Genomic DNA, 22,044 nt, shown 5'->3' with positions numbered 1-22,044 from the left:
AGTGGCATAGTTCCCCCGTGGCTCAGCTGAGGATGAACGGGCACCGCGTCTTGGTCGCAGACCTGACCGGCGACTCCCTGCGCGCGATGTCGGGTTCGATGGTGGCGTACGAGGGCGATGTCGCCTTCAAGAGCGCTGGGATGGGCGGTGGGGGCGGATTCCGCGCCGCGCTCAAACAGAAGGTGACCGGCGAGTCGCTGTCGTTGATGGACGTGTCCGGCAAGGGCACGGTCTACTTCGCCGTCGACGCCCAGGACATCACTCTCGTCGAGGTACAGGGCGACAACCTGCACGTCGAGTCGTCCCAATTGCTAGCTCTCACAGGGCAATTGAAGACCGACGTCAAGTTCTCCGGTCTTCGTGGCGCAACGTCGGGGCAGGGTTTGTTCACCACGGTCGTCAGCGGATCGGGCACCGTGGCACTGTTGTCGAAGGGTGGGCCGATCATCGCCCTCGCCGTCGATCCTCAGTACCCACTCGTCGTCGATCCCGACGCGTTCGTCGCCCACCGCGGCCAGCTGAATCAGAGCTTCGTCACCGACGTCACGTGGCGCTCCGCTATCGGCGGCGGCAGCGGCGAGGCGTTCTCCCTCCGCTTCGACGGCCAGGGCGTCGTGTACATCCAACCCGAGGAGCGCTGACGTGCCACTCGAACTCGTCAACAGCAAAGTCGTGAAATCCGTTCTGGCACCGAATCAGAACGTGCTCGCGCGGCGTGGATCGATGCTCTACTACACCGGCGACGTGCGGTTCGTTCCGCACTCGATGGGCGGCTCGGCCGGTGCCATGCCGGGCATGGGCGGCGTTGCCGGGATGGCCGGCCGGATGATGGCAGGCGAGCACGTGGCGATGATGGCCGCCGAGGGGCAGGGCGAGGTCTTCTACGGTCACGCCGGGTTGTACGTCGAGGTGATCCATCTCGACGGTTCGTCGATGCTCACCGTCGAAGCCGACCGGCTCCTGGTGCACGACGGCTACCTCCAGAGTTCCATCGTTGCACTGACCTCGCAGGGCGGCGTCCGCGGAGCAGTGCGCGGAGCGATGACGGGGCAGGGTCTGTTCACGACACAGCTGACCGGCCAGGGCAGCGTCGCGGTTCTCTCGCACGGCGGCGCGACTCCGCTGCAGGTCGGGCCCAACAACCCTATGGTCGTGGTCGATCCGCAGGCGTACGTGTGTCACATCGGCAACATCAATGTCGACATCTCCGCAAATGTCGGCTGGCGTGACGCCGTCGGTAAAGGCAGCGGCGAGGCGATTCAACTCAAGATGACCGGAACGGGCACCGTGTGGGTCCAGGCGTCCGAGCAGAAGTTCTAGGGAGCGGCGCAATGAGTTTGGAGATTCACAACCCATACACCCTGCCGGTCAACGACAACGTTCCCGGCAACGACTACGCGTTCTGCGTCGAACTCGCAGGCCAGCCGTGGTTCACCTCCAAGGGCGCGATGATCGCGTACTACGGCAACATTCGCTTCGAGCCGCTCGGGCAGACGTCGATGCCTGCTATCGTCGCCGCGCGGTTCTCGTCTCCGCTGTACTCCAACGACTGGGTTCTGGCGCAGGGCCAGGGCAAGCTGATCCTCGGCGACCGCGGGTTCAACATCAACAGCTACGACCTCGACGACGGCAACCTCACGATTCGAGCCGCGAATCTGCTTGCTTTCGAGCCGACTTTGGATCTCAAGCAGTCCATCGTCCCGGGATTTCTGACGCTGCTCGGTACCGGAAAGTTCTTGGCCTCCTCCAACGGTACCGTCATGTTCGCCGAGCCGCCGCTGCGCATCGACCCGGAAGCGCTTGTGGGATGGGCGGATTGCCCGTCACCGTCGCATCACTTCGACGCAGACTGGATGCAGAACTTTCTCGGTGCTGCACGCGGATTTCTCGGTGCCAACAGCGGCGAAGAGCGTCAGTTCGATTTCACCGGTGCCGGCACCGTGTTGATCCAGTCGAGCGAGAAGGTACTCAACGATTCACACCTGTTGCGCTACATCGAATCTCAGACGGTCTCGCTCGGCCAGAATTCGTTGCGGTCTCTGCACAACACCATCGGGGCCCGGCTACAGCAGTAGCCCGGTTCGCAGCACCTCGACGACGCCTTCGCGATTGTCGGACATCATGACGTGCCCGGCATCGTCGATGCAGGTGAAAACCACACCTGCCGAAGCCAACCGGTCCTGTTGACTCGGCGCGCCCGTGCGCTCTCCGTAGACGAACAACCGCGGTACGGTGAGCGACTCCAGAATGGCCTGCACCGTCGGATCCGGTCCCACGCACAGCCCGACGGCGGTGCGATGGAGCGCGGTCGGATCGGCAACGCGCAGAGTGGACGCCCAGTCCGGATCGGCTTCGGCGATCATCCGGTCCATACCGGTGTCGAGGAACTCTGCCTCCGACTGCCGGGCAATCTCGACGCTGGCGGTGCCGTCCCACGGCAGCAGGTTGGGTTCGAGCACGATCAGTCGGCTCACCAGATCCGGCCTGCGGTGGGCGAGCACGGTGGCGATCGATCCACCCAGGCTGTGGCCGACGAGGTCGACCGACGTCAGATTCCGCTGATCGAGCAGGTCGGCAATGGCAGCAGCATGGTCGTCGAGCGAGTAGCCGAAATCGAGCGGTCGATCGCTGAATCCGAAGCCGAGCAGATCCGGCAGCAGCCGCTCTCGACCCTCGAATGCTGCATCTACAGCGATGGCACCGAATGCCGGGACGCCCGCCGAGCCGAGGCCGTGCAGAAAGACCAGAGCCGAGTCGGTGCTGCCCGGCAACGTGAGCGCGCGGACGCTCGGCGGCTGTTCGGAGAAAACGCGCATACTGGAGTATCACCTGAGGAGGTATTGCCATGGCCAACCAAGGACCCTTCGGATTCGGATCCGACGACTTCGACAAGTTCGCCCGTGAAGCAACCGAGGGACTCCGCGAGGTGGTCGGCTCGCTGTTCGCCTCCAACGTCGGGGCACCGAAGGCTCCACCGGAGCCCGAAACCACAGGCCAGAAGGGTGACGGAGTCTGGGCGATCTACAGCGTCGACGACGCCGGGTCGCCACAGATCGACCAGCTCTACGCCACCGAACTCGATGCCCTCCGCGCGCACAAGGACAACACCGACCCGCGTCGACGCGTCCGCTTCCTGCCCTACGGCGTGAGCGTCAGCGTTCTGGAGGACTGAATCGGGTGCAGCTGACCGCGCTCAGCGCGGCTCACTGCACCGGATTCGCGCGAGGGCGGCGAGTATCTCGGCGATCACTCGGTCCATCCGTTCGGTCAGGTCCGCCCACGTGTAGCGAAGTACCGTCCAGTCCCGCGAGATCGCGTTCTGCCTGGTCCGATCACGTTGAAATGCATCGTGATCGGAATGGAAGGCCCAACCGTCGATCTCTATCGCCACCATCTCGACGATGAACGCGATGTCCAGTTCGTAGCCATTCCATCTATGGTTGACAGCCCAACCGGTGATCTTGCGAAGGCGTAGCTCGCGCACCAGCAGACGCTCGCCCTCCGAGCGGGCACCACCTTCGGCGGCGGTCAACAGCTGCTTCGCCTTCGGAGCCCCGGTCCGTCCAGCGTTACGGTTGTGCGCCCGTCGCAGACTTTCCAGATTCGTGTGCCGCTGCAGTGCTCGATCCATGATGTGCGCTTTGCCGATCGACGCCTCGAGAACGGTCAGTTCGAGCGACGTCACCCGAACTCCGCGGCGAACAACGACGTCGGTGCTGTGCACGTCCCGCCTGCGAAGCCGGCACCCGGCGGCACGACTTCGACCGGTTCTGGGGACGGTGACCTCGATGACGCCAGGCACATCAGAGATCACACGATGCCAGAACGCTGCGGCCTCCCCGCTGAGGACTGCTCGGTCGCCCGCGCCCCACACTGCGCATCGAATACGTGCTTCCGCAGTGAACGGACGGTCCGCAACGAAGAACACCCCGCGGTGAATCGCCTTCCACTTGCCGGCGCGCACCAGTCGGTCCACCGCATCGCCACTGAGTCCGCAGGCACCGGCTCGAGCACGGGTGACGACGCCGTCGTGTTGTGCCAACCAGAGTTCGAGCATGTCGACTTGCACGCACTCGGCGTCGAGGCGGTTCCCCCATCGAATCGGGTGCAGCTGACCGCGCTCAGCGCGGCTGACTGCACCCGATTCTGGACGTCGGTACCTTTGATTCTCATGACCACACAGCAGGAGCCCATCTCGGTTCCACTGGGACAAGCCGTGTTCGTGCAAGCACTTCGCTACACGGCATTGTTCGACCAGAAGCCGTTTGCCGAGGCACTGTTGATCTACACCGACAACGGCGCATACAAGATCATGTCTCCGGGAGAGGATCACTACGGAAGCTACGTCTCGTACACCGACGTCGCGGCCAACCCGCAACACGTGATCTTTCTGTCGTGGCCGTCGGAGGATTGGGGCCGCAACGTCGCTTCCCACACGTTGACGTTCAATCCCGATTCCGCGGCGTTCACCCAGGTGCTCGTGTTGCCCGGCAATCCTGTGCCGCGCTCCCAGTACGGATACGCGGTACCGGCTCCCGATCCGCAGAGCGTGGATATGACGGCATCCTGGGATCAGGTCCGCGACACGTACGCCGAGACCTTCGAGGAGCTACGCGCACTCGCGACGTAACCTACCGGCGGAATGCTTCCACCGCATCAGCCGCCTGTTCGACGCCACCGTGCGCCCTCACCTCGGCACCGAGTTCTGCTGCACGTGAACTGAATTCGCGGGCTTCGGCGACAGCTTCGCCCAGCATCACAGCAGTGACCTTCTCGAAGTCCAGGTGCACGCCCACCCCGAGTTCGGCGAGCATCGCGGCGTTGCCGAACTGATCGACCGCCTGCGGTACTGCCACGGTCGGCACGCCGAACCACAGCGCCTCGGTGCACCCGCCCATCCCGGCGTGGGTGACGAAAACGGTGGCGGCGGCCAGCACCGCGAGCTGCGGAACATGTTCGTGTACTTCGATATTTGCGGGAATATCACCCAGTACGGCCGGATCGACGCGGCGGCCGATGGAGATCACCACATGCCAGTCGGTGTTCCCGAACGCCTCGATACACAGGCGGTAGAACGCGGGTCGCTCGTTGTATCCGGTACCGAGCGAGATGTACAGGACCGGCGCTTCGGGTGCTGTCCAGCTACGGTCGTCGAGCCGTGCCGGATCGAGGCACGGTCCGACGAACTGGACCGACTCTGACACCCGGTCGACATTCGGCTGCATCACCCGCGGAATCAGCGACAGGCAGTGCGACGGATACGTGATCCACGCCCACGGATCGGCGTCGATGTCGTTCTCTCGCAACCAGGTTGCATAGGTCTCGCGATACACGACACCGGTTGGCGACTCTCGGATCGAGGTCATCCCATCACCGAGATCCTCGGCGTAGCCGTCCCAGGCCACGTACGTCGGCGAGAGCTGCACGGCAGGAACCCCGTAGCGCACCCCCAGGACCGGCGCCGTCATACCGCCGATGTCGTACAGCAACAGGTCCGGCTGATCGTCGTCGTAGACCGCGGTCAGCACCGGAAACGACTGTATCGCCTCGTCGAGGAACACCTGCATGGCCGACGCCGGATCGTCGGGCCACGAAGCCTCTCCGTCGGGCAGCATCGACTCGAACGAAACCACCTCCACGCCCGCAGGTTCCACCAGGTGTCGAAGCGAATTTCCGACGGCATAGGTGACGCGATGTCCGCGTCGCACCAGCTCGGCGACGACGGCCAGTGATGGATAGATGTGACTGGGAGCCGTCGTGCCGATCATTGCGATGTGCATGGGCATCACCGTACGACGGGCACCCGCGTCGGGCTAGCGGTTTTCGTTGGCGATCAGATCCAGCAGACCGGGGAACCGATCCTCGAGTTCGCGACGGCGCAGCGTGACCTTACGACTGTTACCGCGGTCCACCTGGAATACCAGACCTGCCTCTCGCAATACTCGAAAATGATGCGTGAGAGTCGATTTGGTGACACCGAGCTCGAACGACATACATGTTCGCTCGGCACCGTCGTCGTCGCCGACCAGTTCGGTGACCACCTTGCGGCGCAGCGGATCCGCCAGGGCTGACATCACCGCACCGAGTTGCATTTCCTCGGGCTCCGGATGCCCGTTCTCGTCCGCCATCGACTTCTCCTGCCATTAGGTACGACTTGCGCCGTACCTACGAATCTGCTCTAGTACGAGAAATATCGTACCTACCGAGCGCAGGGGGATTCATGAGGGCAGTTCTACCGGTCGTACTCGCAGCGCAGTTCGTCGTGCCGATGTCGATCTCGGGCACCGCCATCGCGCTACCGGTCATCGCAGCCGATCTCGGCTCCGATCCCACGCCACTGCAGTGGGTCGTCAACGGCTTCAACGTCGCGTTCGCCCTCTTCACCGTCGTCTGGGGAGCGGTCTCGGATCGCATCGGCCACCGCACGTCGTTCCGCATCGGCGTACTTCTCACGGCTACAGCCAGCCTGGTGAGCGCACTCGCGCCCTCCCTGCTCGTACTCGACGCGGCGCGGGTGGTCGCGGGCGTCGGTGCCGCTGCGGTTCTGGTGGGCTCGACGTCGATTCTGTCGCTGCATTTTCACGGGACCGAACGGGCCACGGCATTCGCACTGTTCGGCACCGTCAACGGGCTCGGGTTGGCACTGGGTCCGACGATCTCCGGGCTGCTGATCGCCGCGGTCGACTGGCGCGGGGTGTTCGCCGCTCAGGCGATCGTCCTTCTGATCGCGGCCGTCGGCACCCTGGCCCTGCCTGCTCTGCGAAGCGAATCCACCGCGAACCGTCTGCTCGATTTCGGCCTACTGCGCAATCGTCGATTCCTCGCGCTCTGCCTGGTCCCGGTGGCCGGAGCCATCGGCTTCGTCACCCTGCTCACCTATCTGCCGGCCGCCCTCAGCGCCGTCGCGTCGCTGACTCCCGGCCGAGCCGGGCTGTTCATGCTGGCGATGACCGTCCCGGTTCTTCTCGCCCCGCTGACCGTCGCACGGCTGAGCGCGATGTTCGACGCCGTGACCCCCAGCCGCGTCGTTCTCGCGAGCCTGGGCTGCCTCGCTCTCGGCAATCTCGGCATGCTGGCCCTGCAACCCGGCGTCCCACTTCCCGCCGTGACGATCCCCATGATTCTGGTGGGGCTCGGTTTCGGACTCCCCATCGGATTGGTCGACGGCGAAGCACTCGCCGCGGTTCCGCCGCACAGCAGCGGCACCGCCGCTGGGGTACTCAACCTGTTCCGCATCGGCAGCGAGGCCATCGCGGTCGCCGGCTATGCCTGGCTACTGGCCTTCCTCATCCGCGGACGGGTGTCGAACAAGATCGACGCCGACGCCGCTGCATCCGGGCAACCCGGATTCGCCGATGCCTACGCTTACGCTTTCACCGAGGTGATCGCCCTCGTCGTCGTCGCTGTCGCCGTCACCGCAGCGGCAATCATTGCGCTTTCCCGGACGGCACGATCCGACGTATCGTCGGCGAATGCCCTTTCTGCAACCGGTGACCCTCGCTGACGATCTCGTGACTCTGGAGCCGTTGAGCCACGACCATCTCGAAGGACTGTCCGACGCCGCTCGCGACGGCGAGTTGTGGAACCTCTGGTACACCAGCGTGCCGAAGCCCGAGGACATGGCAGCAGAGATCGATCGTCGGCTGGGATTGCTCGAAGCCGGCAGCATGCTTCCGTTCACACTGCGCCGCAACGACACCGGCCAGATCATCGGCGCGACGACCTTCTGCAACGTCGACTCGAAGAACCGTCGGGTCGAGATCGGGTACACCTGGAATGCTCGCTCCGCGCACGGAACCGGCACCAACGCCGCGAGCAAACTGCTGCTGCTCACGCATGCCTTCGAGGAACTGGGATGTATCGCTGTCGAATTTCGCACGCACTGGATGAACCTGCAATCGCGCACGGCGATCGCAAAGCTCGGTGCCAAGCAGGACGGAATTCTGCGCAATCATCAACGCATGCCCGACGGTTCGTTGCGCGACACCGTGGTGTTCTCGATCATCGAATCCGAATGGCCCGCCGTCCGCAACGAACTCCGTAGGCGTACCGCACGGTAGGTTGACCCCATGCGTGTGGATGGGCGGGAGATTCCCGTAGCGGGGAACCTGCTTCAACCGCTGGTGCGAAGAACCAGCGACATCATTCGGGTCGTGTCGGCTGCGGTGCTGCTCGGCCTGGTCATCGCCGGTTCGCTGATCACCAGAAACCAGTGGGATGCGCTCGAGCAATCGGTGTCGAACATCGTCGGTGTACTCAGCCCCGACCAGTCCAACGCCGTCTACATCGTCTACGGCGTCGCCATTCTCGCGCTCCCGTTCGGAGTACTGATCGGCCTGATTGCCGGCCGCAAGTGGAAACTGCTCGCCGGCTACGCAGCGGCGGCACTACTGGCCGCGTTGGCGCTGTCGATCACCGGCACCGGAATCTCCACTCCCACCTGGGACCTGGACGTTCCCGAGCGACTCGACACCTTCCTCTCGCAGTTCCTCGACGACTCGCGCTGGATCGCCATGTTGGCTGCGGCCCTCACGGTCTCGGGCCCCGGCCTGCCCGCGCGGTGGCGTCGGGCATGGTGGACGCTGTTGCTCGCGTTCGTGCCCATCCACCTGGTCGTCTCCACTGTCGTCCCGGCTCGCTCGATGCTCGGTCTGGCAGTCGGCTGGCTCGTCGGAGCCGTCATCGTGCTGCTGGTGGGTACGCCGGCTCTCGAGGTTCCACTCGACGCAGCACTGCGGCTGTTCCGTGATCGCGGCGTCACCGTCCACAGCTTCACTGTCGTCCGTCCGGCCGGACCGGGCCCGTTGGTGTTGAACGCACACACGTCCGACGCCGACGTGGTGGTCGAGTTGTACGGGCAGAATCAGCGCAGTGGCGGGGCGCTACGACAGTTCTGGCGATGGATCACGCGGCGTGGCAGTGAAACTGCGCCGCTGCATGCGTCCATGCGCAGGGCCGTCGAGCATCGCGCACTGATGGGGCTGGCCATCGAGGGGTTGGGCGCCGCGGGCAGCCATCCGCTGGCGGTCGCGGCACTCGATCGGGGGTGGACGCTGTACGCGCACGACCTGCCCCTCGGTGAGCCGATCGAGGCCGAGCACGACGACGCCACCCTCAGCGCATTGTGGAAGGCCCTCGGCACCCTGCACGAGAACCAGATCTCGCACGGAGACCTGCATCGAGGCGAACTCCGAATCCATCAGGGCCGGGCCCTGTTCTGCGGTTACGGGCACGCCGAACTGGGTGCCTCGGATGCCCAGATGCAATCGGACGTGGCACAGCTGTTGCTCACCACAGCAGATCTTTTCGGCTCTCGCCGTGCCGTGGCGACCGCCGTCGGCGTCCTCGGCTTCGATGCCGTGATTGCAGCATCGGGCCGGCTCACCAAGTCCGCCATTCCGCCTCGGATTCGTCAATCGGTTCGCGATGCAGGCAAGACGATGAAGGCCGTCCGGCTCGAGGTACTCGAGCAGACCGGTGCCGCCAAGATCGAGGCCGAACAGGTCACTCGCTTCAGCCGAAACCAGATCATCTCGCTCGTGTTGTTGATCGGATTGGTCTACGTCGCGTACCCGTTCATCAGTGCAGTGCCTGCGTTCGTCACCGAACTGGGTTCGGTGGACTGGTGGTGGGTTCTGCTCGGGTTGGCGGTCTCTGCTCTGACGTACGTCGGTGCCGGAGCTGCGTTGTGGGCGTGCGCGTTCGGCAAGGTCAGCTTCTGGAACCTGACGGTCATGCAGGTTGCCAACACCTTCGCCGCGACGACGACCCCCGCGGGCGTCGGAGGGCTGGCTCTGAGTGTGCGATTCCTGCAGAAGGGCGGATTGGGTGCCGTTCGCGCGACAGCGGCTGTGGCACTGCAACAGTCGGTCCAGGTGATCACGCACGTGAGCCTGTTGATCTTCTTCAGCGTCGTCGCCGGTACCTCCTCGGGGTTGTCGAACATGGTGCCCGGCAACACCGTGCTGTATCTGATAGCGGGAGCCGCATTCGGTGTCGTCGGAACCTTCATGTTCGTCCCCAAGTTGCGCCGGTGGCTTCGAGTCGCCGTCCGGCCGCAGATCAAGGAAGTCCTCACCGAACTGGGCGAGCTCGCACGTGATCCCAAGCGCTTCTCGATCATCATTCTCGGTTGTGCTGCAACGACATTGGGCGCAGCGCTGGCATTGTGGGCGAGCATCGAGGCCTTCGGCGGCGGTACTACGTTCGTGACGGTGACCGTCGTGACGATGATCGGCGGAACCCTCGCGTCCGCCGCGCCGACACCCGGCGGCGTCGGTGCCGTGGAGGCCGCACTGATCGGCGGTCTCGCTGCGTTCGGTCTACCTGCCTCCATCGCAGTGCCGTCGGTGTTGCTCTACCGTGTACTGACCTGCTGGTTGCCGGTATTCCTGGGGTGGCCCACGCTGCGTTGGATGACCGAGAAAGACATGGTCTGACCCACGGGCAGGCAGGTAGGCCCGATTTCGACCCAGCCACAGGTAGCGTTGGTAGCGTTCGTGATGGCCGGGGATCTGCCCAGGAGAGGTAAGCCCATTTCCAAACCGGGGACTGTGGTGACGGCCCAGGGCCGTACGCGGTACAGACCTGGGATCGGTACCCCCCTCGACAGCCTCGAGGACGACTACACCTACTTCGCGAACACCGCACGTGAGCGATGGGTGCGTTACTTCATCGGGCTCGTCACGCTCCTGTTCGGAGTGTCCGGCGTCCTGATGTCCGCCACCGGCATCCACTACGAGGGCTTGGACGTCTACGTCTTCATCGGCTCGTTGACGACGATTCCGGTGGCGATCGCCTGGTTCCTGGGGCCGTGGCCATCACCGCGCGTGGCCAACGCCTTCGTTCTGTACGCAGACATCGGCGTCGTAGCCACGCTGTTCAGCAGTACGAACCACCTCGTCCCGCTGACCGGGTGCATGATGTTCACCATCGTGGCGGTCTTCACCGTCATAGCCAGCTCGTATCGAGTGATGTGGGCTCACCTCGTCGTCTCGATGGCGACGGTGCTCACTCTGGCCGTCCTCGCGGTGAATCAGGGAACGAACCCGTGGCTGGTGGCCGCGACCGCGGTCACCGTCGTCACGTTGTACCTCACCCCACTGATGATGCGGGCCTACATTCGGTATCTGCGTTCCCGGGCGTCGGGTGCAGTCACCGATTCGTTGACGGGACTGTTCAATCGGCGTGGGTTACTCGAAGCGATCGACGGCGTCGGTATCGCGTACGCCGACGATGCATCCGATCGAACCGTCGGTGTCACTGTTCTCGACATCGACCGGTTCAAGGAGATCAACGACCGGTTCGGTCATCCGACCGGCGACGCCGTGTTGATCGAGGTCGCAACGCGACTCACCGCCGCGGTCCCGCGGACGTCGGTGATCTCGCGCCTGAGCGGAGACGAGTTCGTGGTTGTGCACGTCGGTTCTCCCGGCGACATCGAATCGACTGTCGACAAGATCCGGAGCGGTCTCGACGAGACGTTCTCCGGGCCGCCGTTCACCACCAGCCTCGGATCTGCTGTGGAATCTCTCGGGAGCGAACCCGTCACCCCGGCGGTGGTGCGCAAGCTGATCGCACTGGCCGACGTCGAGATGTATCGCAACAAGTCTCGGTTGGCCGAGGACGACGGCAGCGCGCGCGGCAGCAGCACCGGAACGCGTGCCGACATTCGCACACGCATCGAAGGTCTGATCTCGCGAGGTGGGCCGGACGTGGTGTTTCAAGCCATCTGCGACACCGTCACCACTACCGTCGTCGGCTACGAGGCGCTCTCGCGCTTCCCGTTCGGCTACGGCTCGCCGACGATGTGGTTTCGCGACGCGACCAACGCCGGAATCGGGCCGCTCCTCGAAGTCGCGGCCATCGAACGTGCCCTCGTTGCCGCCGAGTCTCTGCCCCGCGGAATCTTCATCTCCCTCAACGCATCTGCCGACACCATTCGTTCCATCGACTTGGCTGCCAAGCTACGGCCGTTCCAGAAAGAACGAGCGTTCCACATCGAGATCACCGAACACGAGCGGGTCGACGACTACCGCGCGGTCGCTCGAACCATCGAATCCTTGCGCGTAGCGGGCATCTCGATCTCCGTCGACGACGTCGGTGCCGGCTTCGCCGGGCTTCGCCAGGTGGTCGAACTGCGGCCCGACACCCTCAAGGTCGACTACGCATTGGTGCACGGAATCGACACCGACACGGTCCGACGGGCCGCTGCCGCATCGGTGATCGGATTTGCACACGAGATCGGCTCGACCGTCATCATGGAGGGCGTCGAGACGGAGGCGGAACTGCAGGTTGCGGTCGAGCTCAGAGCTGATATGGTGCAGGGCTTCCTCACCGGGCGACCACTTCCGTTGGCGAACATCATCGAGTGACGTTGCGCTGCGCCACCGCGCAGTGCACTCAGATCGACGAATCCACGGAGAACTTCGTCAGTACAGGCGCGGCAGCCAGGAGCGGCGGCATCTCGGTGATCTTGCCCGGGCCGGCGCGGAACTCGCGGTACTTCGCATCGGCCTCGGCCGACTCCCACGTTTCGTAGGCGACGACATGCGCCTCGTTCTCGTCGTCCACCCACACCTCGACGCCGAGGCAGCCCTCGAACGCACGGGTATCGGCAAGCACCGTGCGCAGCAACGCACGCGCCTCGGCAAGAGATTCGGGCTTGAACGTGAAATCCAGTGTTGCGATGAGGGGCATGCCTCCAGGGTAGACCGGGATGCGTCACCTCAGCCGAAGAGCCAAGTAGAACTCGATTCTGTCCTCCAGCCGCGACAGGTCACGGCCGGTGAGTTCCTCGATGCGCTGCATTCGGTACCGCACAGAATTGACGTGCATGTGCAATTGCTCGGCGCATCGGGTCCACGCACCGTTGGTGTCGAGGTAGACCGACAGCGTGGCGATGAGATCGCTGTTGTGCTGATCGTCGTACTCCGTCAGAGGATCGAGAAGCCTCGAGGTGAACATCCGGCGGACGTCGTCGGGAACGTTGGCCAGAAGTATTGTCAGCGTAGCTAATTCGTCGTGTCCGACAACACTGCAGTCCGCGCCCCGCCCCTCGGCGAGCCTGCGGGCGTAGCAGGCTTCCTCGATTGCGCTTCTGATGTCGGCGGCCGCGGTGGGAGCACTGACCCCAATGGTGGTGCCGCTGCCGATCAATCCCGGGGTCACGGACTGGACGGCACTCCGGACGGACACGGTCTTGTCGGTGCGCGCCTCCACCAGAGCGATGGCCTCGTTCTCGACGACTCCCAACGTGATGTCGAGAGGGGCCAACAATTCTCGCAGCAATGGCCGCAGCTCACCGAGTCGTAACGTCTCTCCGGAGGTAGCGGCAACGATTGCGGCATAACGTGTTTCGGTATCGAGACCGATGACGTGCATCTGCGCCAGAATGTCGGCCGGCGTCGCGCCGCCGACGATGGAGCGGACGAATTCCTGAGCCAGGATGCCCGATCCCGACACGCGTTCGTCGACGCGCCCGCGTTCGACGGCGACGATCGACGCCAGCTGCCCGGCCAGTGAAGTCCTCGGTACATCCCATGTCTGCCAATCGCTTTCGAAGGCGACGAACCAGTCCACGACGCGCGGAGTGGCCTCCCCGTCGACCGGAAAGATCGACACCCGCTGCGTACGGCAATACCGGGGCAGACGCACCGAGGTCATGAACTCCCGGGCGACGGCCGCAGTGTCGGGCGGGTTCTCGGACCCGGCGAGAACGCGTCCCGACGAGGTGACGACCCAGCACTTCATACCCAGATCGGAACTCACCATCTCCAGCAGCGGCCCCAGGCCGCCGCCGGGTCCGGCGCTCGCCACCAGGCGTCGATGCCGGTCCAGCACCAGGCTCAGATCCGATGCTCGCGCCGTCGAGAGCTGCCGGACGACACTTTCGGTGACCGTGGCGAAGGCGATGTCGGCCGGCACCCGAAACAGCGGCAGACCGTGCTCGCGACAGGCTTCGATCAGGTCGTCCGGCACGACACCGCCGTCGGATGCCGCCAGCGCCGCGATTCCGGCCTTGGACACCGCCCGGACGAAGGTTCTCGAATCCTCCGGGCCTGCCCGCCACATCAAACCGGTCAACACCAGTTCGCCGCCGCTGAGGTAGCGGCTCGGATCGAGCATGTCGGTGGTGACGACCCACCTGATCGTCGGGTCGAAATGCTCGGGAGTCACGATCGGCTGCAGTTGCAGATCGGGGAGATCGATCAGATCACGCAATCTCACGGTGTCATCGACCTCCTCTTCGTAGGATCCTCCAAAACCTACACTGTGATCGGCGTCATACTTCGTCGTTCCTGTCTCTCGTTCGCATCGCACCCGGCGGCTGTACTGGGTGAACACGAAATATGGACAGCGAGCGGAGCACCGAATATGGATTTCCTGCGACCACAGACCTGGAGCGACGCGTTGGCAGCAAAAGCCGACGATGTCGACGTGGTGCCCATTCAGGGCGGCACCGACGTCATGGTCGAGATGAATTTCGACCTGCACCGGCCGGGAGGATTGCTGGATCTGAACCCCATCAGCGAACTCACCGAATGGCAGCAGCTACCCGACGGAACGCTCCGGGTAGGAGCCGGCGTGCCGTACGTGCGCATCATCGCCGAGCTCGGCGACAGGCTTCCCGGCATCTCACAGGCGTCCCGCACCGTCGGTTCCCCGCAGATCCGCAATCGCGGCACCGTCGGCGGCAACCTCGGCGGCGCATCCCCCGCCGGTGACCTGCACGCGCCCTTGCTCGCTGCAGGCGCGATCGTGGAAGTGGAATCGGCCGCACGCGGCGTGCGGATGATCCCCGCCACCGAGTTCTACCTCGGTGTCAAGCGCAATTGCTGCGAGCCCGACGAACTGATCCGTGCGTTCCACGTCGTGCCGGCGGCGGGACCTCAGTACTTCTCCAAGATCGGCACTCGCAACGCGATGGTCATCGCCGTGTGCTCGTTCTCCATCGCGCTGTTCCCGCAGGAGGGTCGCGTCGGCACCGGTCTCGGCTCCGCTGCGCCCACGCCGCGTCGGGCTTACGATGCCGAGAACTACCTCGCGGCCGAACTCGACTGGGACGGTGCCCTCGATCCGCGGGTGTCCGAGGAATTCGGCCGATTGGTCAGTGCGGCAGCAAGTCCCATCGACGACGTACGAGGCACTGCCGATTACCGCAAGCACGCCCTCTCCGTGATGGCCCGGCGCACGCTGGGTTGGGCATGGCGAGACCTCACAGCCGCACGGAAGGTGGCCTGAACATGCGAGTCAACTGCACCATCAACGGAAAAGACATGGAAGCCGACGACGTCTGGGAGGGCGAGAGTCTGCTGTACCTGCTGCGCGAGCGTTTGGGGCTTCCCGGATCCAAGAACGCGTGCGAGCAAGGCGAATGCGGGTCGTGCACGGTCTATCTCGACGGTATCCCGGCCTGCGCCTGCCTGGTGGCCGCCGGACAGGTCGAGGGCCGTGAGATTCGTACCGTCGAAGGCCTCGCCGACGGCGACAAGCTCGACCCGATGCAGGAGGCCTTCGTCGAGTGCGGAGCCGTCCAGTGCGGGTTCTGCACCCCCGGACTCGTGGTCCAGGCGCACGATCTCATCGAGCGCGTTCCGAATCCGTCGGACGTCGAGATTCGCGAGTCTCTCGCCGGAAACCTCTGCCGCTGTACCGGATACGAGAAGATCCTGGACGCCGTGCGGCTCGCAGCAACCCGAAAGGCCGAAGCCAAATGACCACCGTCATCTCGGGTGCGTACATCGCCCCGATCGTCGGCGACGAAATCCCGAACGGGTACCTCGTCGTCGAGGGCACCACGATCAGCGCCATCGGATCGGGCCCGGCACCGATCATCCCCGGGGCCGAGACGATCGATGCGTCCGGCTGCCTCGTCACCCCCGGCCTGGTGAACACTCACCACCACCTCTACCAGTGGGCCTCTCAAGGTCTTGCCAAGGACAACACCCTGTTCGAATGGCTTGTTGCACTGTACAAGCCGTGGTCCAAGATGGACGCCGAGGTCGTCGGCGGTGCTGCCGCAGCCGGGCTGGGATGGCTGGCGAAATCGGGGTGCACCACGAGCACCGATCACCACTACATCTTCCCCAAGGGCCGAGGCGACCTGTTCGCCGCAGAGATCGACGCGGCACAGCGCATCGGCGTCCGATTCCAACCGTGCCGCGGCTCGATGGACCGGGGTGTGTCAGACGGCGGTCTGCCGCCGGACGAGGTGGTGGAGTCGCTCGACGACATCCTCACCGCCACCGCCGAGGCCATCGACACTTATCACGACGCCTCCTTCGGTTCCATGCTCCGCATCGCGGTCGCACCCTGCTCGCCCTTCTCCATCAGTAAAGAGCTGCTCGTGGAGTCCGCCGCGCTTGCTCGCGCCAAAGGCGTTCGGCTGCATACCCATCTGGCCGAGACGCTGGACGAGGAAGAGCACTGCCTCGCTCAGATGAACTGCACCCCGGTCGAGTACATGGAGCAAGTCGGCTGGCTCGGTGACGACGTGTGGTTCGCCCACGCGGTACACCTGCACGACTCCGACATCGCGAAAATGGCGGCCACCGGCACCGGCACTGCCCATTGCCCGAGTTCCAATGCACGTCTGGGCGCAGGCATCGCCCGAATCTCCGACCTACTCGCGGCCGGCGCACCCGTCGGCCTCGGTGTCGACGGTTCCGCCTCGGCTGAGATGGTGCCGCTTGCCGGCGAGGTCCGCCAGGCGATGTACATGCAGCGCGCCAAGTACGGTCCGACAGCACTGACCGCGCGTCAGGCACTCGAGATCGGAACCCTCGGCGGTGCAACGGTACTGGGACGTCAGAGCGAGATCGGTTCGCTCGAGGTCGGCAAGCTGGCCGACATCGCGATCTGGCGCACCGACGGTTTCTACTCGGCCGTGGACGACCCTGTCGTCGCGTTCGCCTACGGGCAGACACCTCCGCTGGCTCGCTTGATGGTGGGCGGTCGAACGATCGTCGAGAACGATGTCTTGACCAGCGCACCGCAGGACGAAATAGGCCGCGCCGGAGCCGATGCGCACCGTCGCCTGATGAAACTCGCGGAGGACGTGCTGTGAGCGCCCCGACCACTACACCCAGGCAAGCTCCCGCCGATATCCCCGCACCGGGACGCGGCCGCGTCGGCGACAGCCCGCTGCGGCCGGACGGCACACTGAAGGTCAAGGGCGAGTTCGCATATTCCTCGGATCTGTTCATCGACGGCATGCTCTGGGGTGCAACGCTTCGCAGCCCGCATCCCCGTGCGAGGATCGTCTCCGTCGACATCTCGAAGGCGCTGGCAACGCCCGGTGTCGAAGCTGTCCTCACGCACGAGGACGTTCCGGGACGTAAGTGCTTCGGGCTCGACCACACGTGGGACCAGCCGGTGTTGGCCTTCGACGAGGTGCGGCACGAGGGTGAACCGATAGCGCTGATCGCGGCCGACCACCCCGAGACCGCGCGGCGCGCAATGGAAAAGATCGTCGTGGTCTACGACGTGCTCGAGCCCCTCACCGATGCCCGTCGCGCAGCTCTGGATCCGGACTACCCGAAGGTGCAGGAACGCGGCGGAGTGGCGCGGCATCAGCCGGTCCGCGTCGGCAACGTCGCCGCCGCTCGGGCGGCCGCGGACGTCATCGTCAGCAGCGACTTCGCCGTCGGGATCCAGGACCAGGCATTTCTCGGCCCGGAATCCGGACTGGCCGTACCCGCCGAGGACGGCGGAATCGACCTGTATGTCGCAACGCAGTGGATGCACAACGACCTCGCACAGATCGGCCCGTGCCTCGGCCTGCCCGAAGAGAAGATTCGGATGACGCTCGCCGGCGTCGGCGGCGCATTCGGTGGCCGCGAGGACCTCTCGATGCAGATCCACGCCGCGATGCTCGCCATGCACACAGGTAAGCCCGTCAAGATCGTCTACAACCGCTACGAGTCGTTCTTCGGTCATGTGCACCGCCACCCGGCGCAGATGCACTACGAGTACGGTGCGACCAGCGACGGCAAGCTCGTGTTCGCCGATGTCGAGATCATCCTCGACGGTGGCGCATACACCTCGGCCACCCTGAACGTCGTCGGCAACGCGGCCTCGCTCGGGGTCGGACCGTATGTGATCCCCAACATCGAGATCGATGCGTACGGGGTGTACACGAACAATCCACCATGTGGTGCGATGCGTGGATTCGGCGCAGTGCAAGCGTGTTTCGCGTACGAGTCGATGATGGACAAGCTCGGTGAGGCCTGCGGCATCGGACCGGTCGCAATCCGCCAGATCAACGCCGTCAGCCAGGGTTCGATCCTGGCGACAGGTCAGGTCATCGAAGCGCCCGCGCCGCTTGCCGAGATGCTCGCCCGAGCCGAAGCGATGGAACTGCCCGAACCGCTGGACGCGTCGGACATCAGGAATCTGCCGGGCGGGGCTTCCCAGACGACCCACGGCGAAGGGGTCGTGCGGGGGATCGGTTACGGCGTCGGCATCAAGAACATCTGCTTCTCCGAGAACTACGACGACTATTCCACTGCTCGCGTCCGTCTCGAGGTGATCGGCGGCGAGGCAACGGCATTGGTGCACACCGCTGCCGCAGAGGTGGGCCAGGGACTGGTGACGTTGGAGGCGCAGATCGCCCGCACCGAACTCGGCGTCACCAAGGTCGTCATCCACCCGGCCGACACCAAGGTCGGTAACGCGGGATCCTCCTCGGCGTCACGGCAGTCGTACATGACCGGTGGTGCCGTCAAGACCGCGTGCGAGGCCGTCCGCGAGGCGGTGTTCGTCCTTGCCGGCCTGTACCTCGGGCGTGCAGTGGCCGATCTGAGCCTCGATGGCGGCAAGATCGTCTCGGCCACCGACGGTGTGCTGGCGACGATCGAGGATGTGCTCGGCGACCGAGTGATCGAGCAAACGCGCGAATTCCACCATCGCCCCACCAGCGGAATGGATCCCGTCACCGGACAGGGCGCGAGCCACACCCAGCTCGCCCTGTGTGTCCACCGCGCCGTGGTGGACGTCGACGTCGATCTGGGGCTCGTGAAAGTGGTCGAGATGGCCGCTGTTCAGGACGTCGGCAAGATCCTCAACCGTCTCTCGCTCGAGGGCCAGATCCACGGTGGCACAGCCCAGGGCCTCGGCCTTGCAGTGATGGAGGAAATCGTCGTCGTCGACGGTCTGGTGAAGAACCCGTCGTTCACCGACTACCTCATCCCGACGATTCTCGACATGCCGCCCATGAAGCTGGACATCCTCGAGAACCCGGACCCATTGGCACCCTATGGGCTTCGCGGTGCGGGTGAACCACCCACGCTGTCGTCGACGCCCGCCGTCGTCGCTGCCATCCGCAACGCCACCGGACTCGCCTTGACCCGAGTTCCCGTGCGACCCGAACACATCGTCAACCCCTGATTCATTCGATGAGACCTTCTCCAGCACAGCGCGACCCGAGGCCAACTCCCCCGGCACGGTCAACGTCACACGCTCGGACAAGGTTGATCACGCCCTGGGAGGGCCGATCATGACCGATGTACACACACCCAGTACTCGCAAGAGCGGACGAGGTCGATCTCAGATCGACAAGTTCTTCGATATCACCGGCCGAGGCTCTTCGGTATCGCGTGAGATCCGTGGCGGCGTCACCACTTTCGTGGCGATGGCGTACCTGATCGTTCTCATTCCGTTGATCATCGGTGACGCCCGCGATGTCACGGGTGCGACCCTCGACGCAGCGCAACTGTCGACGATGGTCGCTCTGTCCGCCGGCCTGACGACGATCCTGATGGGGGTGGTCGGAAACGCGCCCCTCGCGATGGCAGCGGGACTCGGTGTGACACCCATCGTGGTGTTCCAGGCCGCCCCGTACATGACGTGGCCGCAGGCAATGGGTCTGGTGGTACTCGAGGGGGTGGTCATCGTCGTCTTCGCCCTCACCGGCATTCGGCAGCTCATCATGGACGCGATTCCCTTGGTGCTCAAGCAGGCGATCGGAGTCGGAATCGGCGCGTTCATCGCCCTCATCGGACTGGTCGACGCCGGATTCGTCGGCCACCACGAGGCGGCCGCAACCGCTGTCACCCTCGGCACGTTCGGGAAGCTCGCGGGCTGGCCGGTGTTCGTGTTCTGCGTCGGCCTGATCCTGATGATCATGCTGTTCGTTCGGAGAGTGCCCGGTGCGATGCTGATCGGCATCTTCGTCGCCACCAACCTGGCGATCATCCTCAACTCGGTGTTCGACATCGCACCGGAGGCGTGGGGTCCGGTGGTACCGAAGGTGCCCGATTCCATCGTCGCCACACCGCAATTCGACCTGCTCTTCAACGTCGACCTGTTCGGCGGGTTCGCTCGGGCCGGTGTCGTGACGGCTTCCGTGGTGCTGTTCACGCTCGTGCTCTCGGGATTCTTCGACGCCATGGGCACCATCCTGGGTGTCGGCGAGGAAGCGGGCCTGGTCGACAAGCAGGGCAGGATGCCGGGATTGAGCCGCATCCTCACCGTCGACGGCATCGGTGCCATCGTCGGAGGTGCGATCAACGGATCCGCCAACACCGCGGTCGTCGAGTCCGCAGCCGGCGTCACCGAAGGTGCCCGAACCGGTCTCGCGAGCGTGGTCACCGGCGGACTGTTGACCAGCCTGATCTTCTTCACCCCGTTGGCCGGGGTGGTCCCCGTCGGGGCAGCAGCCCCCGCGCTGGTTCTGGTGGGCGCGCTGATGATGACGCACGTACGCAAGATCGACTGGGAGAACACCGAAATTGCGATCCCGGCCTTCCTGACCATCGTGCTGATGCCCTTCACGTACTCGATCACCGTGGGAGTCGCAGCGGGTGTCATCTCGTACACCCTGGTTCGCCTCGCCAAAGGCAAAGCACGCCAGACGCATTGGCTGCTCTACCTGATGTCCGGAATTTTCCTGATCTACTTCGCCCTGCACCCCATCGAAGAAGCGTTGGGAATCTCGTAACGTGAAAGAGATCGTCGATCGTCTGACCGCCTGGGACCACGCCGGTGTTCCCTACGCGGTGGCGACGGTCATCGCGGTATCGGGAAGCGCTCCACGGCTTCCGGGTGCCGCGATGGCGGTCTGCGCCGACGGAGAGGCCGTCGGCAGCGTCTCCGGCGGCTGCGTCGAAGGCGCGGTGTACGAGCTGTGCCTGCAGGTACTCGAAACCGGCGAGTCCAAGCGAGAGTCGTTCGGCTACAGCGATATCGACGCTTTTGCGGTCGGCTTGACCTGCGGGGGAGTGATCGAGGTGTTCGTACGCCTCGGCCCTCCGCGGTCCGTGCTTGCGGCCATCGCGTCGGATACTGCGGTGGCCACGGTGACGATCTTGTCCGGTACCGGGCAATCGCTCGCGGTCTCGTCCTCGGCGACCATGGGGACGACCGGTTTTTCGGACGTCGACGCAGTGGTCGTGGGTGAGGCGCTGGCGATGTTGGACTCCGGGGGCACCGGCATTCGGTCGGTGCGGTGCCGGCCGGATCTCGACGTGTTCGTGCAGTCGTACGCCACTGCCCCGCGGCTGCTGATCTTCGGGGCCATCGACTACGCCGGCGCGCTTGCTCGTGTGGGGAAGTTTCTCGGCTACCAAGTGACGGTCTGCGATGCGCGACCGGTATTTGCCACTGCTGCACGGTTTCCCGACGCTGACGAGGTCGTCACCGAATGGCCGCATACCTACCTGGCGCGGACGGCAGTCGATGCCCGGACGGTGATCTGCGTGTTGACGCATGATGCCAAGTTCGATGTGCCGCTGCTCGAAGTGGCATTGAGGATGCCGGTGGCGTTCGTAGGGGCTATGGGATCGCGCAGGACTCACGACGATCGGGCGGCCCGGTTGCGTGACGTCGGATTGACGGAGCAGGAACTCGAACGCTTGAAGTCGCCGATCGGCTTGGACTTGGGAGCCCGAACGCCCGAGGAAACTGCACTGGCCATCGCGGCTGAATTCGTGGCCGTGCGACGTGGAGGTAGTGCGCTGCCATTGACGCGAACAGCGGGCCCGATCCACCACGACGAGGCGAATGCCAAATACGCTTAGGTACGCTGGTTCTCATCATGGCGTG

General features: G+C 64.7%; 21 protein-coding genes. 15 read left to right on the top strand and 6 right to left on the bottom strand.

The genetic code is table 11. The features are described from left to right. Positions 1 to 32: 32 nt before the first annotated feature. The 3 genes from O4220_RS03100 to O4220_RS03090 are packed head-to-tail and all read left to right on the top strand — an operon-like array spanning position 33 to position 2,075. Complete coding sequence (locus O4220_RS03100) at positions 33 to 641, top strand: AIM24 family protein (protein ID WP_027495163.1); 609 nt, start codon at positions 33 to 35, stop codon at positions 639 to 641. 1 nt (position 642) lies between these two features. Continuing rightward, positions 643 to 1,320 (top strand): AIM24 family protein, encoded by a 678-nt coding sequence (locus tag O4220_RS03095; protein WP_269602097.1) that lies wholly within the window; start codon positions 643 to 645, stop codon positions 1,318 to 1,320. Between the two features lie 11 nt (positions 1,321 to 1,331). Then, positions 1,332 to 2,075: an AIM24 family protein gene (locus O4220_RS03090; protein WP_269602096.1), complete on the top strand. Its 744-nt coding sequence runs from the start codon at positions 1,332 to 1,334 to the stop codon at positions 2,073 to 2,075. Here O4220_RS03090 and O4220_RS03085 read toward each other — a convergent pair. Then, positions 2,064 to 2,816 carry an alpha/beta fold hydrolase gene (locus O4220_RS03085; protein WP_269602095.1) on the bottom strand — a complete coding sequence of 251 codons (753 nt, stop codon included), beginning with the start codon at positions 2,814 to 2,816 and terminating at the stop codon, positions 2,064 to 2,066. The two genes, O4220_RS03090 and O4220_RS03085, sit on opposite strands and share 12 nt — an antisense overlap. A gap of 29 nt (positions 2,817 to 2,845) precedes the next feature. Between O4220_RS03085 and O4220_RS03080 the strand changes: the two genes are divergently transcribed. Continuing rightward, positions 2,846 to 3,172, top strand: coding sequence for a hypothetical protein (locus O4220_RS03080; RefSeq protein ID WP_032378612.1), 327 nt, complete (start codon positions 2,846 to 2,848; stop codon positions 3,170 to 3,172). Between the two features lie 21 nt (positions 3,173 to 3,193). On the opposite strand, the gene O4220_RS03075 is transcribed toward O4220_RS03080, so the two are convergent. Further along, positions 3,194 to 4,057, bottom strand: coding sequence for a type IV toxin-antitoxin system AbiEi family antitoxin domain-containing protein (locus tag O4220_RS03075; RefSeq protein WP_269602094.1), 864 nt, complete (start codon positions 4,055 to 4,057; stop codon positions 3,194 to 3,196). Positions 4,058 to 4,171: 114 nt separating this feature from the next. Between O4220_RS03075 and O4220_RS03070 the strand changes: the two genes are divergently transcribed. Next, the gene (locus tag O4220_RS03070; protein ID WP_269602092.1) at positions 4,172 to 4,630 is read left to right on the top strand and encodes a hypothetical protein; all 459 of its coding nucleotides are present in this window, start codon (positions 4,172 to 4,174) and stop codon (positions 4,628 to 4,630) included. Between the two features lies 1 nt (position 4,631). On the opposite strand, the gene O4220_RS03065 is transcribed toward O4220_RS03070, so the two are convergent. Next, on the bottom strand, positions 4,632 to 5,780 hold the full coding sequence (locus O4220_RS03065; protein ID WP_269602090.1) for a macrolide family glycosyltransferase: 1,149 nt from the start codon (positions 5,778 to 5,780) through the stop codon (positions 4,632 to 4,634). Between the two features lie 33 nt (positions 5,781 to 5,813). Continuing rightward, complete coding sequence (locus tag O4220_RS03060) at positions 5,814 to 6,128, bottom strand: ArsR/SmtB family transcription factor (RefSeq protein ID WP_057476799.1); 315 nt, start codon at positions 6,126 to 6,128, stop codon at positions 5,814 to 5,816. A 92-nt stretch (positions 6,129 to 6,220) separates the two neighbouring features. Between O4220_RS03060 and O4220_RS03055 the strand changes: the two genes are divergently transcribed. From O4220_RS03055 to O4220_RS03040, 4 genes are all read left to right on the top strand, one after another. Further along, positions 6,221 to 7,504 (top strand): MFS transporter, encoded by a 1,284-nt coding sequence (locus tag O4220_RS03055; RefSeq protein WP_269602086.1) that lies wholly within the window; start codon positions 6,221 to 6,223, stop codon positions 7,502 to 7,504. After that, entirely contained in the window at positions 7,473 to 8,060 is a 588-nt protein-coding gene (locus O4220_RS03050) for a GNAT family N-acetyltransferase (protein ID WP_269602085.1), read from the top strand. Before O4220_RS03055 ends, O4220_RS03050 begins: the two co-directional genes overlap by 32 nt. Before the next feature lie 9 nt (positions 8,061 to 8,069). Next, positions 8,070 to 10,439 carry a lysylphosphatidylglycerol synthase transmembrane domain-containing protein gene (locus O4220_RS03045; protein WP_269602084.1) on the top strand — a complete coding sequence of 790 codons (2,370 nt, stop codon included), beginning with the start codon at positions 8,070 to 8,072 and terminating at the stop codon, positions 10,437 to 10,439. A gap of 63 nt (positions 10,440 to 10,502) precedes the next feature. Beyond that, positions 10,503 to 12,374: a bifunctional diguanylate cyclase/phosphodiesterase gene (locus O4220_RS03040; protein ID WP_269602082.1), complete on the top strand. Its 1,872-nt coding sequence runs from the start codon at positions 10,503 to 10,505 to the stop codon at positions 12,372 to 12,374. Positions 12,375 to 12,402: 28 nt separating this feature from the next. Here O4220_RS03040 and O4220_RS03035 read toward each other — a convergent pair whose 3' ends face one another. Together O4220_RS03035 and O4220_RS03030 are read right to left on the bottom strand one after the other, a co-directional pair. Beyond that, positions 12,403 to 12,699: a putative quinol monooxygenase gene (locus tag O4220_RS03035; protein ID WP_269602081.1), complete on the bottom strand. Its 297-nt coding sequence runs from the start codon at positions 12,697 to 12,699 to the stop codon at positions 12,403 to 12,405. 24 nt (positions 12,700 to 12,723) lie between these two features. Next, positions 12,724 to 14,229, bottom strand: coding sequence for a PucR family transcriptional regulator (locus O4220_RS03030; protein ID WP_269602080.1), 1,506 nt, complete (start codon positions 14,227 to 14,229; stop codon positions 12,724 to 12,726). A gap of 147 nt (positions 14,230 to 14,376) precedes the next feature. On the opposite strand from O4220_RS03030, the gene O4220_RS03025 reads away from it, so the two are divergent. From O4220_RS03025 to O4220_RS03000, 6 genes are all read left to right on the top strand, one after another. Further along, complete coding sequence (locus tag O4220_RS03025; RefSeq protein ID WP_269602079.1) at positions 14,377 to 15,243, top strand: FAD binding domain-containing protein; 867 nt, start codon at positions 14,377 to 14,379, stop codon at positions 15,241 to 15,243. Between the two features lie 2 nt (positions 15,244 to 15,245). Next, positions 15,246 to 15,719, top strand: coding sequence for a (2Fe-2S)-binding protein (locus O4220_RS03020; protein WP_269602077.1), 474 nt, complete (start codon positions 15,246 to 15,248; stop codon positions 15,717 to 15,719). Continuing rightward, the gene (locus O4220_RS03015) at positions 15,716 to 17,068 is read left to right on the top strand and encodes an 8-oxoguanine deaminase (protein ID WP_269602076.1); all 1,353 of its coding nucleotides are present in this window, start codon (positions 15,716 to 15,718) and stop codon (positions 17,066 to 17,068) included. Before O4220_RS03020 ends, O4220_RS03015 begins: the two co-directional genes overlap by 4 nt. Continuing rightward, the gene (locus O4220_RS03010) at positions 17,065 to 19,389 is read left to right on the top strand and encodes a molybdopterin cofactor-binding domain-containing protein (protein WP_269602075.1); all 2,325 of its coding nucleotides are present in this window, start codon (positions 17,065 to 17,067) and stop codon (positions 19,387 to 19,389) included. Before O4220_RS03015 ends, O4220_RS03010 begins: the two co-directional genes overlap by 4 nt. A 109-nt stretch (positions 19,390 to 19,498) precedes the next feature. After that, positions 19,499 to 20,941 carry an NCS2 family permease gene (locus O4220_RS03005; protein ID WP_269602074.1) on the top strand — a complete coding sequence of 481 codons (1,443 nt, stop codon included), beginning with the start codon at positions 19,499 to 19,501 and terminating at the stop codon, positions 20,939 to 20,941. Position 20,942: 1 nt separating this feature from the next. After that, positions 20,943 to 22,019 (top strand): XdhC family protein, encoded by a 1,077-nt coding sequence (locus O4220_RS03000; protein ID WP_269602073.1) that lies wholly within the window; start codon positions 20,943 to 20,945, stop codon positions 22,017 to 22,019. Positions 22,020 to 22,044: the final 25 nt, after the last annotated feature.

Origin of the sequence: Rhodococcus ruber (assembly GCF_027270735.1) — a bacterium.
Lineage (GTDB): Bacteria > Actinomycetota > Actinomycetes > Mycobacteriales > Mycobacteriaceae > Rhodococcoides > Rhodococcoides rubrum_A.
This window is presented reverse-complemented; position numbering and strand designations above follow the sequence as displayed.

Excerpts from the sequence above, each read along its gene's own strand:
- O4220_RS03060 (WP_057476799.1), bottom strand. The coding sequence starts at position 6,128 with ATGGCGGACGAGAACGGGCATCCGGAGCCCGAGGAAATGCAACTCGGT.
- O4220_RS03050 (WP_269602085.1), top strand. The coding sequence starts at position 7,473 with ATGCCCTTTCTGCAACCGGTGACCCTCGCTGACGATCTCGTGACTCTG.
- O4220_RS03005 (WP_269602074.1), top strand. The coding sequence starts at position 19,499 with ATGACCGATGTACACACACCCAGTACTCGCAAGAGCGGACGAGGTCGA.
- O4220_RS03045 (WP_269602084.1), top strand. The coding sequence starts at position 8,070 with ATGCGTGTGGATGGGCGGGAGATTCCCGTAGCGGGGAACCTGCTTCAA.
- O4220_RS03080 (WP_032378612.1), top strand. The coding sequence starts at position 2,846 with ATGGCCAACCAAGGACCCTTCGGATTCGGATCCGACGACTTCGACAAG.
- O4220_RS03035 (WP_269602081.1), bottom strand. The coding sequence starts at position 12,699 with ATGCCCCTCATCGCAACACTGGATTTCACGTTCAAGCCCGAATCTCTT.
- O4220_RS03025 (WP_269602079.1), top strand. The coding sequence starts at position 14,377 with ATGGATTTCCTGCGACCACAGACCTGGAGCGACGCGTTGGCAGCAAAA.
- O4220_RS03015 (WP_269602076.1), top strand. The coding sequence starts at position 15,716 with ATGACCACCGTCATCTCGGGTGCGTACATCGCCCCGATCGTCGGCGAC.
- O4220_RS03100 (WP_027495163.1), top strand. The coding sequence starts at position 33 with ATGAACGGGCACCGCGTCTTGGTCGCAGACCTGACCGGCGACTCCCTG.
- O4220_RS03075 (WP_269602094.1), bottom strand. The coding sequence starts at position 4,057 with ATGCTCGAACTCTGGTTGGCACAACACGACGGCGTCGTCACCCGTGCT.
- O4220_RS03020 (WP_269602077.1), top strand. The coding sequence starts at position 15,246 with ATGCGAGTCAACTGCACCATCAACGGAAAAGACATGGAAGCCGACGAC.
- O4220_RS03065 (WP_269602090.1), bottom strand. The coding sequence starts at position 5,780 with ATGCACATCGCAATGATCGGCACGACGGCTCCCAGTCACATCTATCCA.
- O4220_RS03055 (WP_269602086.1), top strand. The coding sequence starts at position 6,221 with ATGAGGGCAGTTCTACCGGTCGTACTCGCAGCGCAGTTCGTCGTGCCG.
- O4220_RS03090 (WP_269602096.1), top strand. The coding sequence starts at position 1,332 with ATGAGTTTGGAGATTCACAACCCATACACCCTGCCGGTCAACGACAAC.
- O4220_RS03085 (WP_269602095.1), bottom strand. The coding sequence starts at position 2,816 with ATGCGCGTTTTCTCCGAACAGCCGCCGAGCGTCCGCGCGCTCACGTTG.
- O4220_RS03070 (WP_269602092.1), top strand. The coding sequence starts at position 4,172 with ATGACCACACAGCAGGAGCCCATCTCGGTTCCACTGGGACAAGCCGTG.
- O4220_RS03040 (WP_269602082.1), top strand. The coding sequence starts at position 10,503 with ATGGCCGGGGATCTGCCCAGGAGAGGTAAGCCCATTTCCAAACCGGGG.